Source organism: Tahibacter soli (assembly GCF_025717065.2).
Lineage (GTDB): Bacteria > Pseudomonadota > Gammaproteobacteria > Xanthomonadales > Rhodanobacteraceae > Tahibacter > Tahibacter soli.
In genome coordinates, this window is record NZ_JAOVZO020000008.1 from 1 (window position 1) to 15,756 (window position 15,756).

Sequence of the window (15,756 nt, forward strand, 5' to 3'; positions counted from 1 at the left end):
TGCGCTGGGATGACGAGCAAAGGAGACACCCCTCATGCGCCTCTGGATCGACGCCGACGCCTGCCCCAACGTGATCAAGGAAATCGTCTTCCGCGCCGCCGAACGCACCGGCGTGGAGACGATCCTCGTCGCGAACCAGTACATCCGCACGCCGCCGTCGCGGCATATCCGCGCGATGCAGGTGCCCGGCGGCTTCGACGCGGCCGACGCCGCGATCGTCGAGCGTGTGGAAGCCGGCGATCTCGTCGTGACGGCCGACATTCCGCTGGCCGCGCAGGCGATCGCCAAAGGCGCCGGCGCGCTCAATCCGCGCGGCGAGCTGTACACGCCCGACACCATCGCGCAGCGCCTGTCGATGCGCAATTTCATGGACGAACTGCGCGGCGCCGGCGTCGACACCGGCGGTCCGGCGGCCTTCCATCCGCGCGACCGTCAGGCGTTCGCGAACCAGCTCGACCGCTGGCTGAGCGACGCGCAACGAACGTCGCATCGGTGAGCGTTTCGTACGAAGGAAGCTCTACACTTGGCGACCCCTCTCGACCAGGACTCGTCTCCATGCTTGCGATCCGCATCACCCGCTCCGTGCTTGCCGCCGCGCTCGTCGCCGCCGCGTCGTTCGCCGCCGCCGCCGACCCGTCGCCGCCGATCGAAAAGGAAATGACGCCCGAGCAGTTCAAGGCCGCGGGCCTGGATCTTCTGAGCCCGGAGCAGTTGGCCAATCTCAACGCGTGGCTCAACCGCAAGATCACGACCGAAACGAAGAAAGCCGCGACGCTGGCCGAGGACAAGGTCAAGACCGAGAACCGCGGCTATTTCAACTTCGGCAGCAGCGAACCGATCGTCAGCAAGCTCGTCGGCGAATTCAAAGGCTTTCGCCAGGGCCGGCTGTACGTGCTCGAGAACGGCCAGGAATGGTCGCAGATCGACCAGGCGACGCTCGCCGGCGTGCGCCTGACGAACCCGCAGGTGAAGATCGAACCGGGCATGATCGGCAATGCGTGGTACCTGTCGATCGAGGGCTACAACACCCGCGCGAAAGTGACCAGAAGCAAGTGACGAACCGGCCCGCGCTTCAGCGCGGCTTTGCCGGTTCGTCATCCCGGCGAAAGCCGGGATCCAACTCGATACTGCGTGCGTAGCGCGGCCTTCTACGAACCGGCCCGCGCTTCAGCGCGGCTTTGCCGGTTCGTCATCCCGGCGAAAGCCGGGATCCAACTCGATACTGCGCGCGTAGCGCGGCCTTCTACGAATTGGCCCGTGCGCGCAGCGCACGGCTTTGCCAATTCGTCATCCCGATGAAGATCGGGATCCAAGACAAATACTTCGCGCGTAGCGCGACCTTCTACGAACCGGCCCGCGCTTCAGCGCGGCTTTGCCGGTTCGTCACCCCGGCCCTGCGCCGGCACTTGCAATGCCTCGCGCCGATACGTACATTCGTACGTATGCACTCAAAAGCCGACCTCACCGCCAACCAGCAGCGCGTACTCGACTTCATCGCCGAGTACAGCGCCGAGCACGGCCGTCCGCCGGCGCTGCGCGACATCGCCGACGCGCTCGGCCTGCGCAGCCACAGTTCGGCGCAGGACTACGTCGAAGCGCTGGTACGCAAGGGCGCGCTCGAACGCCTGCCGCAGCATCGCGGCCTGCGCGCCGCCGAACGCCGCCCTGCCCCGGCGCTGCGCGAACTGCCGCTGATCGGGCGCGTCGCCGCGGGTACGCCGATCATGGCCGACGCGAACGTCGAAAACCACTACGCCGTCGACGCCGCGCTGTTTCGCCCGCGCGCCGATTTCCTGCTGCGCGTCGTGGGCCTGAGCATGCGCGACGCCGGCATTCTCGACGGCGATCTCATCGCCGTGCATCGCACGGACGACGCCGACGACGGCCGCATCGTCGTCGCGCGGCTCGACGACGAAATCACCGTCAAGCGCTTGAAGCGCGAGCGCGGACGCACGCTGCTGTTGCCGGAGAACCCGGATTTCGCGCCGATCGAAGTCGATCCGCGGCGCACCGATTCCTTCGCGATCGAAGGCCTTTACGTCGGCATGATTCGTCAGGGGTGAAGCATGAATGCCGTTGCGTTAAATGAAGTCCTGCGTCATCCCGGCATCTGGCGACGCGCGTCGTCGTCGCTGCCGGCGCAGCGCGCCCAGCCGACCGGCTTCGCCGCGCTCGACGCGATGCTGCCCGGCGGCGGCTGGCCGCTCGGTGCGCTGAGCGAAATCCTCGTCGCGCGCGACGGCCTGGGCGAGCTGAGCCTCGTCATGCCGGCGCTCGCTGAACTGACGCAGCGCCGCCGGCGCGTCGCCTTCATCACGCCGCCGTACCTCCCGTACGCGCCGGCACTGGCGGCGCACGGCGTCGATCTCGCGCACGTGGTCGACATCGACGCGACCGGCGGCGACGGCGCCTGGAGCGCCGAGCAATGCCTGCGTTCCGGCGGTTGCGGCGCAGTGCTGTTCTGGCTGCCGAAGGCCGACTACGCGCAGCTGCGCCGTTTGCAGCTCGCAGCGGAAACCGGCGGCGCGCTCGGATTCGCGTTCCGCCCCGCGTCCGTTGCGCACGGCGCGAGCCCGGCCGGTCTGCGGCTCGTCGTCGACAGCGACGGCACGACGACCGATATCGAGGTGATCAAGTGTCGCGGCGGCTTCGACGCCCGCCGCGCCGCGCGATTGCGATGGCGCGCATAAGAGGGCGTGCGCCGCTCATGCGAGCAGGCGGCACCGCCTGGTGCGATGCGATGGTTTCAGGCAGGGAGCACGACGGCCAGGGATGGCCTCCCGATGCAGCGTCCGATCCGACAAACCGCAGCGGCTGTAAAACGGCCGTCACGAGAACCGGATAGACGCAACGGTGGCAGTGGGTAATGCGGGAGCGGAGGCACTATCGCACGGCGAACTAGAGGCCGCCGTGCGATTGCCGCTCCCGCATTGCTCCTTACTTGCCCCGGTGCCGCGATTTGTCGTTGCGAAGCTCCTGCGACGCAGTCGCGTGTTGATGCGAAGCCACCGTCGCGCCCCAAGCGGTCTGCCACCTGCGTACTTGGTATCGTCGGCTTTACCGCGCGGCGCACCTGTTTCGCGCCGGTCCGTCACGACGCACGGTCCGCCGCATTCCGCACGCCGTTGCCGACGTGCCGCAGCAACTTTGAGTCGCGGTCGCGAAGCCCCCATGCACAGTGCCGCACCGATGGGCGTTCCCGGGCGTGGCGTCCCCGATCCGCATCGACTCATCCCGCAACGCTCCGCATCGCATCCGATCGTCCCACCGTTTGAGACGCACCGACCGCATCCTCGTCCTATCGCCATCAACGTTCGCGCCATGCTCTGGGCCTGTCTGCGCTTTCCCACGCTGCCGCTGGTCGCTGTCTTCGCCGATGCGGCGGCGAGCTCCGTGCCGTGCGCGCTGACCGAAGGCCCGCGTCAGCGACCGCTGATCGCGCAGGCCAACGCCGCCGCGCAGCAACGCGGCGTGCGGCGCGGCCAACCGGTCGCCGCGGCGCGTGCGCTATGCGGCGACGTGCATCTGTTGCCGCGCGACGTCGCGTCGGAGCGTGCCTCGCTTGAGCTCCTGGCCGCGTGGGCCTACCGCTTCAGCGGTCAGGTCGGCATCGCGGAACCGGCGACGCTGCGACTCGAAATCGGCGCCAGCCTGACCCTGTTCGGCGGCTGGCCTGCCCTGCAGCGCCGCTTGCGCGACGAACTGCGCGAACTCGGCTACGGCGAACACGCACTCGCCGTCGCGCCGATCGCGGCGGCGGCGGAAGTGTTCGCCGCGTGCCGCGACGGTCTTGCGATCCGTCAGCCGGGACCGATGCTCACCGCGCTCGGGCAGGCGCCGATCGCGCTGAGCGGGCTTGCGCCCGATGCGGTCGCGCTGCTGCTCGGCATGGGTTTTCGCTCGCTGCGCGACGTGTTCGCGCTGCCGCGCGCGGAGCTGACGCGACGCATCGGCCCGGCCGGCCTGCTGCATCTGGACCGCCTGCGCGGCGAAGCGCCGGAAGCATGGCCGCTGTACCGGCCGCCCGACCGCTTCGCGCGCCGCATCGAACTCGACGGCCATATCGACGGCTGGCAGCCGCTGCTGTTTCCGCTGCGCCGGCTCACGCGCGATCTGGCTCTGTTCCTGCTCGCGCGCGACGGCGGCGTGCAGCGCTTCGAACTCGTACTCGAACACGAAGGCCGCCCGGCGACGCGCATCGACGTGGGCCTGCTCAGCGCGCAGCGCGAAGCCGGCGACCTGTACGAATTCAGCCGCGGCCGTCTCGAACGCGCGCAGATTCCGGCCGAAGTCGAAGCGATCGCGCTGTATGCCGACGACCTGCCGCCGTTCCGGCCGCGCCATCGCGACCTGTTCGACACCGCGCGCGCCGAAGGCCTCGACTGGCCCGAACTGACCGAGCGCCTGCGCGCGCGGCTCGGCGACGATGCGCTGCGCGGCCTCGCCTGCGTCGCCGAGCACCGTCCCGAACGCGCCTGGCGCCACGCCGCGGTGCCGGCCGAACTGCCGCCGGAAAAAACCGCAAAATCCCAAGGTAAAAAAAGCATCAAACCGCAAGAGCCGCGCGGCGCCGGCGATGCGCGCGCCGCACCGCCTCGACCGCTGTGGCTGCTGCGCCGGCCGATTCCGCTGCGGCCGAAACCGGCGCAGATCCTGACCGGTCCCGAACGCATCGAAAGCGGCTGGTGGGACGGCGACGACGCGCGCCGCGACTACTACGTCGTGCGCTGCGCGAACGGCCAGCGCGCGTGGGCGTACCTGCCCGCGGGCGGTCGCGACGAGTGGATGCTGCACGGGTGGTTCGCGTGAGCGGCAAGACGATCGATCTGGCGGAGCGCAGAAGGCTGCGCGATGCGCGGCGCGCGGCGCAGGGCGATGCGGCGATCGAAGCCCCGAGCAACGCGATGACATTGCCAACGGCGACTCCTTCTCCCGCAAGCGCGCTTGGGGGAGAAGGATGGGATGAGGGGGCGACGCCAGATGCTTCGTCGAGCCTCCTTCAAGCGGAGACGTCGGCAGCTGCATCGATCTGCGCCATCGCAAACGACCGGGCCGGCGCCGCGACCGCACTGCCGCTCATCCCCTACGCCGAACTCCACTGCCTCTCCGACTTCAGCTTCCAGCGCGGCGCATCGAGCGCCCCCGAACTGTTCGACCGCGCGAAAAAACTCGGCTATCGCGCACTCGCGATCACCGACGAATGCTCGCTCGCCGGCATCGTGCGCGCGTTCAACGCGTCGCGCGACACCGGCGTGCCGCTCGTCGTCGGCAGCGAGTTCACGCTCGACGACGGCATCAAGCTCGTGCTGCTCGTCGAAAACCAGAATGGCTACACCGAACTGTGCCGCCTGATCACCGATGCGCGCCGCCGCAGCGAGAAAGGCGAATACCGCATCGCGCGCGGCGATTTCCGCGCCGCCCCCGAGGGCCTGCTCGCGCTGTGGCTGCCCTCTCCCGGCCATCGTGCGAACGACGATCAGGCCGCGTGGATCAAGGCGCAGTTCCCGGCTCGCGCGTGGATCGGCGTCGAACTGCATCGCGGCGCGGACGACACCGCGCGCCTCGACGCCTGGCAGGCGCTCGGCGCACGGCACCAACTGCCGCTCGTCGCGGCCGGCGACGCGCATATGCACGTGCGGCGGCGCCGTGCGCTGCAGGACGTCATGACCGCGATCCGTATCGGCACGACCGTCGCCAACGCCGGTGCGGCGCTGCATCCGAACGGCGAGCGGCATCTGCGCCGCATCGAACAGCTGCGCGCGATCTATCCCGAGGAACTGATCGCGCGGAGCGTTGCGATCGCTGCGCGCTGCACGTTCCGGCTCGGCGATATCCGCTACGAATATCCGCACGAAGTCGTACCGGCCGGCATCCGCGCATCGACGCATCTCGCGGCGTTGACGTGGGCCGGCGCGGCCGGCAAGTGGGAAGGCGGCCCCGACGAGCACACGCGCCGCCAGATCGAGAAAGAACTCGCACTGATCGAAAAACTGAAATACGAGCATTTTTTCCTGACCGTGCACGACATCGTGCGCTGGGCACGCGCGCAGGAGCCGCCGATCCTGTGCCAGGGCCGCGGCTCGGCCGCGAATTCGGCGGTGTGCTACTGCCTCGGCATCACGTCGATCGACCCGGTTCGCGGCAATCTGCTGTTCGAGCGCTTCATTTCCGAAGAACGCGACGAGCCGCCCGACATCGACGTCGACTTCGAGCACGAGCGGCGCGAAGAAGTCATCCAGTACGTGTTCGGCAAGTACGGCCGCCATCGCGCCGCGCTCGCGGCGACCGTGATCATGTACCGCCGCCGCAGCGCCGCGCGCGACGTCGGCCGCGCGCTCGGTCTTTCCGACGACCAGTTGAACCTGCTCAGCAACGTGTATTCGTACGGCCACGGCGAAGTGCCGCTGTTCCAGCGCCTCGCCGAAGCCGGCTTCGATCCCGACAGCCGCCTGATGCGCCAGCTGATCGTGCTCGTCGAAGAGTTGCGCGGCTCGCCGCGCCACCTGTCGCAGCACGTCGGCGGCTTCGTGATTTCCGAGCATCCGCTGACCACGCTCGTGCCGGTGGAAAACGCCGCGATGCCCGACCGCACCGTGATCCAGTGGGACAAGGACGATCTGGAATCGTTGAAATTGCTCAAAGTGGATTGTCTGGCGCTCGGCATGCTCACGTGCCTGCGCAAGTGCTTCGACCTGCTGCGCGCCCACGAGGGCGCCGACTACGAACTGCACACGCTGCCGCCCGAGGATCCGGCGACCTACGAGATGATCCGCAAAGCCGACACGATCGGCGTCTTCCAGATCGAATCGCGCGCACAGATGTCGATGCTGCCGCGCCTGAAGCCCGCGAACTTCTACGACCTCGTGATCGAGATCGCGATCGTGCGGCCGGGACCGATCGAGGGCGGCATGGTGCATCCGTTCCTGCGCCGGCGCGCGGGACTCGAAAAAATCGACTATCCGCGCTCGTCGCTGCCCGACGAGGCCGGCGACCTCGACAAGAAAGGCCGCATCGAGAAGATTCTCGAACGCACCTGCGGCGTGCCGATCTTCCAGGAGCAGGTCATGAAGCTCGTGCAGGAAGTCGCCGGGTTCACCGGCGGCATGGCCGACCAGCTGCGCCGTTCGATGGGCTCGTGGCGCAACGACGGCCAGGTCGAGATCTTTCGCGACAAGATCTACAAAGGCATGCACGACCGCGGCTACGGCGATTTCGCCGACCGGCTGTACAGCCAGATCAAGGGCTTCGGCAGCTACGGCTTTCCCGAATCGCATTCGGCGAGCTTCGCGCTGCTCGCGTACGCGTCGTCGTGGCTCAAATGCCATCGGCCCGCCGTGTTCGCTTGCGCACTGATCAACTCGCAGCCGATGGGCTTCTACGCGCCGACGCAGATCGTGCAGGACGCGCGCCGCCACGGCGTCGACATAAGGCCGCCCGACGTCGCGGCCAGCGACTGGGACTGCACGCTCGAACGCGCCGACGACGGCGCGCTCGCGCTGCGGCTGGGCCTGCGGCTGGTCAAGGGCATGTCCGAAACGGCCGCGCTGCGCATCGTCGCGGCGCGCGCGAACGCGACGTTCGACGGCGTCGCCGATATCGTCCGCCGCGCCGCGCTGACGCGGCGCGAGCGCGACTGTCTCGCCGAAGCCGGCGCTTTCAAGCAGGTCGCCGGACACCGTCATCGCGCGCGCTGGGACAGCGCCGGCGCCGAACGCGACCTGCCGGTGCTCGCCGGCGCCGCCGTCCGCGAAGCACGCATCGCGCTAAGGCCGCCGTCGACCGCCGAAAACGTGCTGACCGACTACGCGACGCTCGGCCTGTCGCTCGAACGGCACCCGATCGGCCTGATCCGCGGCGTGCTGGACGGCGAACACCGGCGCAGCTCGCGCGTGCTCGGCGAACTCGTCAACGGCACGCCGGTGCGCACGGCCGGCCTCGTCACGGTGCGACAGCGCCCGCCGGAAGCCGGCGGCGCGACGTTCATGACGCTCGAAGACGAATACGGGCAGATCAACCTCGTGATCTGGCGCGACGTCGCCGAGCGCTACCGCAGACCGCTGCTCGAATCGACGATTCTGGGCGTCGACGGCATGCTGCAGGAAGAGCAGAACGTGCGGCATGTGATCGCGCAGCGGCTGATCGATCTTTCCGGCCTGCTGCCGCAGATCGGCTCGCAGTCGCGCGATTTTCATTGACGCGCCCGTCCGCGACGACGCCCGTTCGAAGCGACACGCGGTCCACGGATGGACCGCGCGGCCTGCGACTGCGTAGCGGACGCAGGCCGGAGAACGTACGCAAGCTCCTCTTGCGTCGTTCGAGCGAACGCCGCGACGACGCCCGTTCGAAGCGACACGCGGTCCAGGGATGGACCGCGCGGCCTGCGACCGCGTAGCGGACGCAGGCCGGAGAACGTACGCAAGCTATGCTTGCGTCGTTCGAGCCGTGCAGGGGCAGGATGCCCCTGCACGGCCCAATTGCTGCGCAGCAAAGCAACTGGTACGGCGCGGGATACCGTGCTAGCTTTGCCGCATGGCACAAGTCCGAATCATCAAGAAGTATCCGAACCGTCGTCTCTACGACACCGAGATTTCGAGCTACATCACGCTGGAGGAAGTTCGCCAGCTCGTGGTCGACGGCGAGGAATTCGAAGTCCGCGACGCCAAGACCGGCGAAGAACTCACCCGCTCCGTGCTGCTGCAGATCATCGCCGAGCACGAGGAACGCGGCCAGCCGATGTTCACCACGCAGCTCCTGTCGCAGGTGATCCGCTTCTACGGCGATTCGCTGCAGGGCTTCATGGGCGGGTACCTGGAACGCAGCCTGCAGGTCTTTCTCGACCAGCAGCAGCAGTTCCGCAGCCAGCTCAACACGATGCTCGGGCAGACGCCGTGGTCGATGCTCAACGACCTCACCGAGCGCAATATGGACATGTGGAAGTCGCTGCAGCAAGGCTTTCTTAACGCCGCCGCCGGCACACTCAAGAACGCCAAGGACAAGGATCCGGGCAAGTCCTGATCCGCCGTCCGCCCCGCCCCGCCGTCCGTACGCCGGCGGGTTTGACACCCGCTCCCCGCCTTCCTACCATCGGCCGCCTGCTGCGCCGCAGCACGGTGCGGCGGCGCAATATCTGCGTGCGGTCGCGGCGCAACGAATCAGGGGGAGTGCAATGGGCAAGCGCGTAGCGGTGGTGACCGGCGGCATCGGCGGCCTGGGCACCGAAATCTGCAAGCATCTGGCCGACTCCGGCTGCGTCGTGATCGCCGCGGACCTCGCCAGCCGCGCCGAACGCATCGAGGCGTTTCGCGCCGAAGTCGCCGCCTACGGCGACGCGATCCGCTTCGAGCCGCTCGACATCGCCGACTTCGACGCCTGCGCCGCGCTGATCCGCAACGTGCAGAACGAGTTCGGCAGCCTCGACATTCTCGTCAACGCCGCCGGCATCACGCGCGACACGACGCTGCGCAAGATGACGGCCGACCAGTGGCACAGCGTTCTGACGATCAATCTCGACGGCGTGTTCAACATGTGTCGCAACGTCGTCGACAGCATGTGCGAGCGCGGCTACGGCCGCATCGTCAACATCTCGTCGGTGAACGGCCAGACCGGCCAGTTCGGCCAGACCAACTACGCCGCGGCGAAGGCCGGCATGCATGGCTTCACGATGGCGCTCGCACGCGAAGTGGCGCGCAAGGGCGTGACCGTCAACAGCGTTTCGCCGGGCTACTGCAAGACCGCGATGGTCATGTCGATGCCGGAAAACGTGCGCACGCAGATCGTCGCCGACATTCCGGTCGGCCGGCTCGGCGAGCCGTCGGAAATCGCGCGCGTCGTCGACTTCCTGATCTCGCCCGACTCGGGTTTCATCACCGGCGCGAACATTCCGGTGAACGGCGGCTATTTCATGGATTTCTGAGCCGCGCCCGACGCGACGCGCGTTTCTCCCGTTTCCTCAATACTGGAAATGGTCGATAAATAGAAAATCTTCGGGAATGCGCTCGCAGTCGTAGGTCAGCGGGAAACGCGCGCCGGTCTCAAGCACCTGGAAATCGCCGAGCTGCACGGCCGGGTTGCCGACGCCGGGATTGAAGATCTGCGACGTGACGCCGAGCGTCGACCATTTCGCGGTGGTGTAGCGGTCGCTCTCGGCCGTCAGCGCGATGCCGCCGCCGTCGGACAGCACGATCCCGTAGCGCTGCATCGTGCGCAGGATCACGCGGGCCGCGGGATTGTAGTTCGTCAACGGAAAGTCGGCGCGCAGCCGCAGCCGCGAACCGTACGGAATCTTCGACGACGCGCCGCTCGGCGCGCCCGCATGCGTCGCCGGGTGTACGTATGTCGCCGCCGCCATGCTCGGGTTCGGCAGGATGAAGCGGATCGCGTGCCCCAGATCGCCGTCCGGCAGCGCGGCTTGCACTTCGTCGGCGTTGAACAGCAGCGGCGCGACCGGAAAGCCCGCGGCGTCGGCGCTCGTGCATTGCTCGCCGCGACCTTCCGGCGGATACACGCGATCGAGGTTCCAGCGCAGTACGCAGCGCGCCTCGACGGCGCCGCCGACGACGTTCGTGCTGTACGCCTCGAACAGCGTGCGTCCGCGCACGACGATGAGATGGCAGTCGTCGCAGTCGTCGTCGACGCAGCGGTTGTCGCAGGTGTAACCCGCCTGTCCCTCGATCGCGCCGCCGACCGGCAGCGGGAACGTGGTCGACGGCTGGGCCGGGTTGTCGCAATCCGGCGCGTAGTACTCCTCGGGATTCGGCACGACGTCGACCATCGGCGCGGCGGCGGCCGGGTCGTTCAGCACATAGAACGAAAAATCGATCTGCAGCTTGTTGCCGTTGCCCCACCCGCCGGTCGCCGCGATCATCGTGGCGGAATCGGGATGCGGCGGCGCGGCGCTGATGTCGCGATTCCACACCGAGCCGGGCGGGAAACGCGGCAGCGGCGCCGCGGCAAGCGGCGCGCAGCAGACGACGAGAACGAACGACAACAACGCGCGCATGGCCGGCTCCCCCGGTTCGACGGAGCGATTGTGCCGCGCGGCATTTTCGCGCGCGCGGCAATCGATCACACGGGACGTGCCGCCGGTCGGCTTACCAGATCAGGTCGGCGGGTACGTCGTCCTCGGCCGGCGCGTTCGGATCGACCAGCAGCACGAGCGCTTCGGCGCTGAGCGCCTCGACGTCGCGCGCGATCTGCGCCGTCACGAGCAGATAGCGGCCGTTCTGCTGCACGACCGCGAGTTCGCCGCGATTGAGTGCGGCGAGCTGCTCGCTCGTGCAGTAGACGCGGCGGATCTTCGCGCCATGCGGGAAATGCCGCGGGTGCTCGGCGTCGGCCGCGTTGAGCGCCTTGCCGTCGAGCAGCTTCGCGATTTTTTCCTTGCGCTCGCGCTTCTCCTTCGCGCGCAGCTCGGCTTCGCGCTGCTCGCGCTCGCGCGCTTCGCGTTCCTCGCGCGCGCGCATCGCGTACGCCTGCGCCAGATCGGGCTCGCCGCCCGCCGGTTTCGGTTTGTGCTGCTGCGGCGGCTTGTTGTGGTGGTGCTGCGGCGGTTTGCCGCCATGCTTGTTCGGTGCGCCCTTGTTCGGCGCGGAGCCTTGCGGGCGCGGCGCCGGCGCGGCGGGTTTCGCTTCGGATTTCAGCTTTTGGACCAGGCCGCTCTTGAGCAGCTGGTCGCGCAGGGAATCGGCCATGGCGCGGAATCAATAGTGCGGCGGAGGTGGTTCGGAAGCGGCGTCGTGCGACAGCGACGAGCGCACGACGCCGAGCTCGCTGCGCATGCGGCGAAATTCTTCGCGCATGTCCATGAGCAGGCGATCGTGCGAGGCGATCGAGCTGTTCAGCGACGTGACCGCGTCCTCGAGAAAGGCGAAGCGGACCTCGAGCTCGGTCAATCGTTCTTCGAGCGATGTTGCGGACATTTCAACCCAGGCGTTCGATCAGATGTCGACCATGGCGCGATCCTACCAGCCCGGCGGCTTCGCGTTCGGCGAGCAGGAGGTCGGCGCGCGCCATTTCGTCGACGAGCGCGGCGAATCCGGTGCGCGGACGCCAACCGAGCTCGCGCCGCGCGAGGCTGGAATCGCCCACGAGTGTATCGACTTCGGCCGGCCGGAAATACTGCGCATGAATGCGTACGACGACGTCGCCGCGCGCGACCTTTGCGCCCGCGACGTCGCAGCGCGCGACGACGGCGTGTTCTTCGGCGCCGTCGCCGCGGAATTCGAGTTCGAGGCCGATCGCGCGCGCCGCGAGGTCAACGAATTCGCGCACGGTGTGCTGTTCGCCGGTCGCGATGACGTAGTCGCGCGGCGCCGCCTGCTGCAGCATCAGCCACTGCGCTTCGACGTAGTCGCGTGCATGCCCCCAGTCGCGCCGCGCGTCGAGGTTGCCGAGGTAGACGCAGTGCTGCAGCCCGTGCACGCAGCGCGCAAGGCCGCGCGTGATCTTGCGCGTGACGAACGTTTCGCCGCGAATCGGCGATTCGTGGTTGAACAGGATGCCGCTGCACGCGTACAGACCGTAGGCCTCGCGATAGTTCTGCGTGATCCAGTGCGCGTAGAGCTTCGCCACGCCGTACGGCGAGCGCGGATGAAACGGCGTCGCCTCGTTCTGCGGCGTCGCGGCGACCTTGCCGAACAGTTCCGACGTCGACGCCTGGTAGAAGCGGCAGCGCTCGCCGATGCCGAGCACGCGGATCGCCTCGAGCAGGCGCAGCGTGCCGAGCGCGTCGGCGTTCGCGGTGTATTCGGGCTCCTCGAACGACACGGCGACGTGGCTCTGCGCGCCGAGGTTGTAGACCTCGTCGGGCTGCACGAGCTGTACGAGCCGCAGGAGGCTCAGCGAATCGGTGAGGTCGCCGTAGTGCAGATGCACCTTCGGCACGGCCTCGTCGAGTTCGTGGTACAGGTGATCGATGCGCTCGCTGTTGAACGACGAGGTGCGGCGCTTGACGCCGTGCACTTCGTAGCCCTTGGCGAGCAGCAGCTCGGCGAGATAGGCGCCGTCCTGCCCGGTGATGCCGGTGACGAGCGCACGCCTGGTGCCGGTCATAGCCTTCCGTCCGTGTCGGCCGCGGGCAATACGTACTTCACGTCGTAGACGATCGAGCGCGGCTTGCCGAGCGCGCGGATCGCCGCGGCGCCCATGTCGCGAAACTCGCGATGCGCGACCGCCAGCACGATCGCATCGTAGGTGCCCGGCACGAGCGCGGGTATCGGCCGGATGCCGCATTCGCGCTCGCACTCGTCGGCGTCGGCGCGCGGATCGTAGACGTCGACGCGCGCGTTGAGCTGCGCGAGATCCTCGACGATTTCGCGCACGCGCGTGTTGCGCAGGTCCGGGCAGTCTTCCTTGAATGTGACGCCGAGCACCAGCACGCGGCTGTCGACGATATTGATTTGACTGAGCGTCATCAGGCGCAGCACCTGCCCCGTCACGTGCGTGCTCATGCCCTCGTTGATGCGGCGCGCGGCGCTGATCAGTTCCGGGTGATGGCGCGCGGCCTGCGCCTTGTGAATGAGGTAGTACGGATCGACGCCGATGCAGTGCCCGCCGACGAGGCCGGGGCGGAACGGCAGGAAATTCCATTTCGTGCCGGCGGCCTTGAGCACTTCTTCGGTGTCGAGGCCGAGCCGCGCGAAGATCAGCGCGAGTTCGTTCATCAGCGCGATGTTGACGTCGCGCTGCGTGTTCTCGACGGCCTTGGCCGCTTCGGCGACGCGGATCGACGTCGCGCAGTACGTGCCGGCGCGGATGATGCGCCGGTACAGCGCATCGACGAACCGCGCGGCGTCCGGCGTGGAACCGGCGGTCACCTTGACGATGTCGGCGAGGCGGTGCACGCGGTCGCCCGGATTGACGCGCTCGGGGCTGTAGCCGACATAGAAATCCACATTGAAACGCAGGCCGGAAGCGCGTTCGAGAGCCGGCACGCAGTGTTCTTCGGTCGCGCCGGGATACACGGTCGATTCGAAGATCACGACGGCGCCGCGGCGCATGTGCCGGCCGACCGCGTCGCTCGCGGCGACGAGCGGCGCGAAGTCGGGCCACTTGTGCGCGTTGACCGGCGTCGGCACGGCGACGACGAAGACGTTGCAGGCGTCGAGCGACGCCGCGTCGGCCGAGAAACCGAGCGACGTCGCGGCGGCGAATTCGGCCGCGTCGACTTCGCCGGTCGCGTCGATGCCGCGCGCGAGTTCGGCGATGCGCGCGGCGTCGACGTCGTAGCCGAGCGTCGGCAGCACGCCGCCGAACGCGACGGCGAGCGGCAGGCCGACGTAGCCGAGGCCGACGACGGCGATGCGGGTGTCGTCCTGCGCCGGCAGCGGCGCGAGCGCGGCGCTCACCGGCCGCCCTGCACGCGCACGCTGCGACCGCGGCCGATGCCGTAGTAAGCGATGCCGGCGCCTTCGACGGTGCGCGGCTCGTACATGTTGCGTCCGTCGAAGATCGTCGGCCGCGCGAGGCTTGCGGCGATGCGCTTGAAATCCGGACTGCGGAACGCCTTCCACTCGGTCACGATCGCCAGCGCGTCGGCGCCGTCGAGCACCGCGTAGGCTTCGTCGCAGACGACGAGGTCGGCGCGTTCGCCGAACACGTGCCGCGCTTCGGCGCGCGCTTCCGGGTCGTACGCGCGCACGCGCGCGCCGGCGTCCCACAGCTGCTGCAGCAGGCGCCGGCTCGGCGCTTCGCGCATGTCGTCGGTGTTCGGCTTGAACGCAAGGCCCCACACGCCGATCGTACGGCCGGCGAGATCGCCCGCGAAGTGATCGCGGATCAGTTCGAACAGGCGCGACTTCTGCGCATGGTTGACCGCCTCGACCGAACGCAGCAGACGCGCCTCGTAGCCGTGCGCGTCGGCGATGCGGTCGAGCGCCTGCACGTCTTTCGGAAAGCACGAACCGCCGTAGCCGGCGCCGGGATAGATGAAGTGATAGCCGATGCGCGGGTCCGAACCGATGCCGTGGCGCACGAGCTCGATGTCGGCGCCGACGCGCTCGGCGATGTTCGCCATCTCGTTCATGAAGCTGATCTTCGTCGCGAGCATCGCGTTCGCCGCGTACTTCGTCAGTTCCGCCGAGCGCACGTCCATCGGCACGATGCGTTCGTGGTTGCGGTTGAACGGCGCGTACAGGTCGCGCAGGCGAGCGACGGCGCGCGCGCTGTCCGAGCCGATGATGATGCGGTCGGGGCGCATGCAGTCGTTGACCGCATCGCCTTCCTTGAGAAATTCGGGATTGGAGACGACGTCGAATTCGATCGTCTCGCCGCGCGCGGCGAGCTCGGCCGAAATCGCCTCGCGCACCCTGTCGGCGGTGCCGACGGGCACGGTGGATTTGTTCACGACGATCGTATAGCCGCCCAGATGCCGCCCGATCGTGCGCGCCACCGCGAGCACGTGCGTGAGGTCGGCGCTGCCGTCCTCGTCCGGGGGCGTGCCCACCGCGATGAAGACGATGTCGCCGTGCGCGATCGCGGGCGCGGCTTCGATCGTGAAGCGCAGGCGGCCCGCGGCGTGGTTGGCGTGCACGAGATCTTCGAGGCCCGGCTCGTAGATCGGAATCTCGCCGGCTTCGAGCCGCGCGATCTTGTTCGCGTCGACGTCGACGCAGACGACGGTGTTGCCCATTTCGGCGAGGCACGTGCCGGTGACGAGACCGACGTAGCCGGTGCCGAAGACGGTGACATTCATGCAGTTCTGCCCTGAACGAAAGTACGCAGTTTATCCGTTCGCAACGCAACGGGGCGCGGCGATCG

14 protein-coding genes are annotated in these 15,756 nt (G+C 68.3%); 8 read left to right on the plus strand and 6 right to left on the minus strand.

Annotated elements, in window-relative coordinates; all coding sequences use genetic code 11:
• Positions 1-34: 34 nt before the first annotated feature.
• The 8 genes from OD750_RS06935 (at position 35) to phbB (ending at position 9,913) form a co-directional block, all read left to right on the plus strand.
• Positions 35-496 carry a YaiI/YqxD family protein gene (locus OD750_RS06935; protein ID WP_263543775.1) on the plus strand — a complete coding sequence of 154 codons (462 nt, stop codon included), beginning with the start codon at positions 35-37 and terminating at the stop codon, positions 494-496.
• A 59-nt stretch (positions 497-555) separates the two neighbouring features.
• A complete protein-coding gene (locus tag OD750_RS06940; RefSeq protein ID WP_263543776.1) occupies positions 556-1,056 on the plus strand; it encodes a hypothetical protein in 501 nt (166 codons plus the stop codon).
• Between the two features lie 386 nt (positions 1,057-1,442).
• The gene (gene lexA / locus OD750_RS06945; RefSeq protein ID WP_263543777.1) at positions 1,443-2,063 is read left to right on the plus strand and encodes a transcriptional repressor LexA; all 621 of its coding nucleotides are present in this window, start codon (positions 1,443-1,445) and stop codon (positions 2,061-2,063) included.
• A gap of 3 nt (positions 2,064-2,066) precedes the next feature.
• The gene (imuA, locus tag OD750_RS06950; RefSeq protein ID WP_263543778.1) at positions 2,067-2,690 is read left to right on the plus strand and encodes a translesion DNA synthesis-associated protein ImuA; all 624 of its coding nucleotides are present in this window, start codon (positions 2,067-2,069) and stop codon (positions 2,688-2,690) included.
• 631 nt (positions 2,691-3,321) lie between these two features.
• Positions 3,322-4,809, plus strand: a complete 1,488-nt coding sequence (locus OD750_RS06955) for a Y-family DNA polymerase (RefSeq protein ID WP_263543779.1) — start codon at positions 3,322-3,324, stop codon at positions 4,807-4,809.
• 95 nt (positions 4,810-4,904) lie between these two features.
• Positions 4,905-8,195 (plus strand): error-prone DNA polymerase, encoded by a 3,291-nt coding sequence (locus OD750_RS06960; protein ID WP_425508221.1) that lies wholly within the window; start codon positions 4,905-4,907, stop codon positions 8,193-8,195.
• Positions 8,196-8,529: 334 nt separating this feature from the next.
• On the plus strand, positions 8,530-9,015 hold the full coding sequence (gene phaR / locus OD750_RS06965) for a polyhydroxyalkanoate synthesis repressor PhaR (protein WP_263543781.1): 486 nt from the start codon (positions 8,530-8,532) through the stop codon (positions 9,013-9,015).
• Positions 9,016-9,166: 151 nt separating this feature from the next.
• A complete protein-coding gene (gene phbB, locus OD750_RS06970) occupies positions 9,167-9,913 on the plus strand; it encodes an acetoacetyl-CoA reductase (protein WP_263543782.1) in 747 nt (248 codons plus the stop codon).
• A 36-nt stretch (positions 9,914-9,949) separates the two neighbouring features.
• Here phbB and OD750_RS06975 read toward each other — a convergent pair whose 3' ends face one another.
• The 6 genes from OD750_RS06975 to OD750_RS07000 form a co-directional block, all read right to left on the minus strand.
• Positions 9,950-10,999, minus strand: coding sequence for a hypothetical protein (locus OD750_RS06975; protein ID WP_263543783.1), 1,050 nt, complete (start codon positions 10,997-10,999; stop codon positions 9,950-9,952).
• Between the two features lie 91 nt (positions 11,000-11,090).
• Entirely contained in the window at positions 11,091-11,690 is a 600-nt protein-coding gene (locus OD750_RS06980; protein WP_263543784.1) for a DUF2058 family protein, read from the minus strand.
• Positions 11,691-11,699: 9 nt separating this feature from the next.
• Positions 11,700-11,918 (minus strand): SlyX family protein, encoded by a 219-nt coding sequence (locus OD750_RS06985; RefSeq protein ID WP_263543785.1) that lies wholly within the window; start codon positions 11,916-11,918, stop codon positions 11,700-11,702.
• 1 nt (position 11,919) lies between these two features.
• Complete coding sequence (gene gmd, locus OD750_RS06990; RefSeq protein ID WP_263543786.1) at positions 11,920-13,050, minus strand: GDP-mannose 4,6-dehydratase; 1,131 nt, start codon at positions 13,048-13,050, stop codon at positions 11,920-11,922.
• Entirely contained in the window at positions 13,047-14,345 is a 1,299-nt protein-coding gene (locus OD750_RS06995) for a nucleotide sugar dehydrogenase (RefSeq protein WP_272841844.1), read from the minus strand. The genes gmd and OD750_RS06995 overlap by 4 nt, the downstream gene beginning before the upstream one ends.
• Positions 14,342-15,691 carry a UDP-glucose dehydrogenase family protein gene (locus OD750_RS07000; RefSeq protein WP_263543787.1) on the minus strand — a complete coding sequence of 450 codons (1,350 nt, stop codon included), beginning with the start codon at positions 15,689-15,691 and terminating at the stop codon, positions 14,342-14,344. The genes OD750_RS06995 and OD750_RS07000 overlap by 4 nt, the downstream gene beginning before the upstream one ends.
• Between the last annotated feature and the right edge of the window lie 65 nt (positions 15,692-15,756).

Bases quoted from the DNA above. Each gene is read 5' to 3' on its own strand.
- OD750_RS06935 (WP_263543775.1), top strand. From the start codon at position 35: ATGCGCCTCTGGATCGACGCCGACGCCTGCCCCAACGTGATCAAGGAA.
- OD750_RS06940 (WP_263543776.1), top strand. From the start codon at position 556: ATGCTTGCGATCCGCATCACCCGCTCCGTGCTTGCCGCCGCGCTCGTC.
- lexA (WP_263543777.1), top strand. From the start codon at position 1,443: ATGCACTCAAAAGCCGACCTCACCGCCAACCAGCAGCGCGTACTCGAC.
- imuA (WP_263543778.1), top strand. From the start codon at position 2,067: ATGAATGCCGTTGCGTTAAATGAAGTCCTGCGTCATCCCGGCATCTGG.
- OD750_RS06955 (WP_263543779.1), top strand. From the start codon at position 3,322: ATGCTCTGGGCCTGTCTGCGCTTTCCCACGCTGCCGCTGGTCGCTGTC.
- OD750_RS06960 (WP_425508221.1), top strand. From the start codon at position 4,905: ATGACATTGCCAACGGCGACTCCTTCTCCCGCAAGCGCGCTTGGGGGA.
- phaR (WP_263543781.1), top strand. From the start codon at position 8,530: ATGGCACAAGTCCGAATCATCAAGAAGTATCCGAACCGTCGTCTCTAC.
- phbB (WP_263543782.1), top strand. From the start codon at position 9,167: ATGGGCAAGCGCGTAGCGGTGGTGACCGGCGGCATCGGCGGCCTGGGC.
- OD750_RS06975 (WP_263543783.1), bottom strand. From the start codon at position 10,999: ATGCGCGCGTTGTTGTCGTTCGTTCTCGTCGTCTGCTGCGCGCCGCTT.
- OD750_RS06980 (WP_263543784.1), bottom strand. From the start codon at position 11,690: ATGGCCGATTCCCTGCGCGACCAGCTGCTCAAGAGCGGCCTGGTCCAA.
- OD750_RS06985 (WP_263543785.1), bottom strand. From the start codon at position 11,918: ATGTCCGCAACATCGCTCGAAGAACGATTGACCGAGCTCGAGGTCCGC.
- gmd (WP_263543786.1), bottom strand. From the start codon at position 13,050: ATGACCGGCACCAGGCGTGCGCTCGTCACCGGCATCACCGGGCAGGAC.
- OD750_RS07000 (WP_263543787.1), bottom strand. From the start codon at position 15,691: ATGAATGTCACCGTCTTCGGCACCGGCTACGTCGGTCTCGTCACCGGC.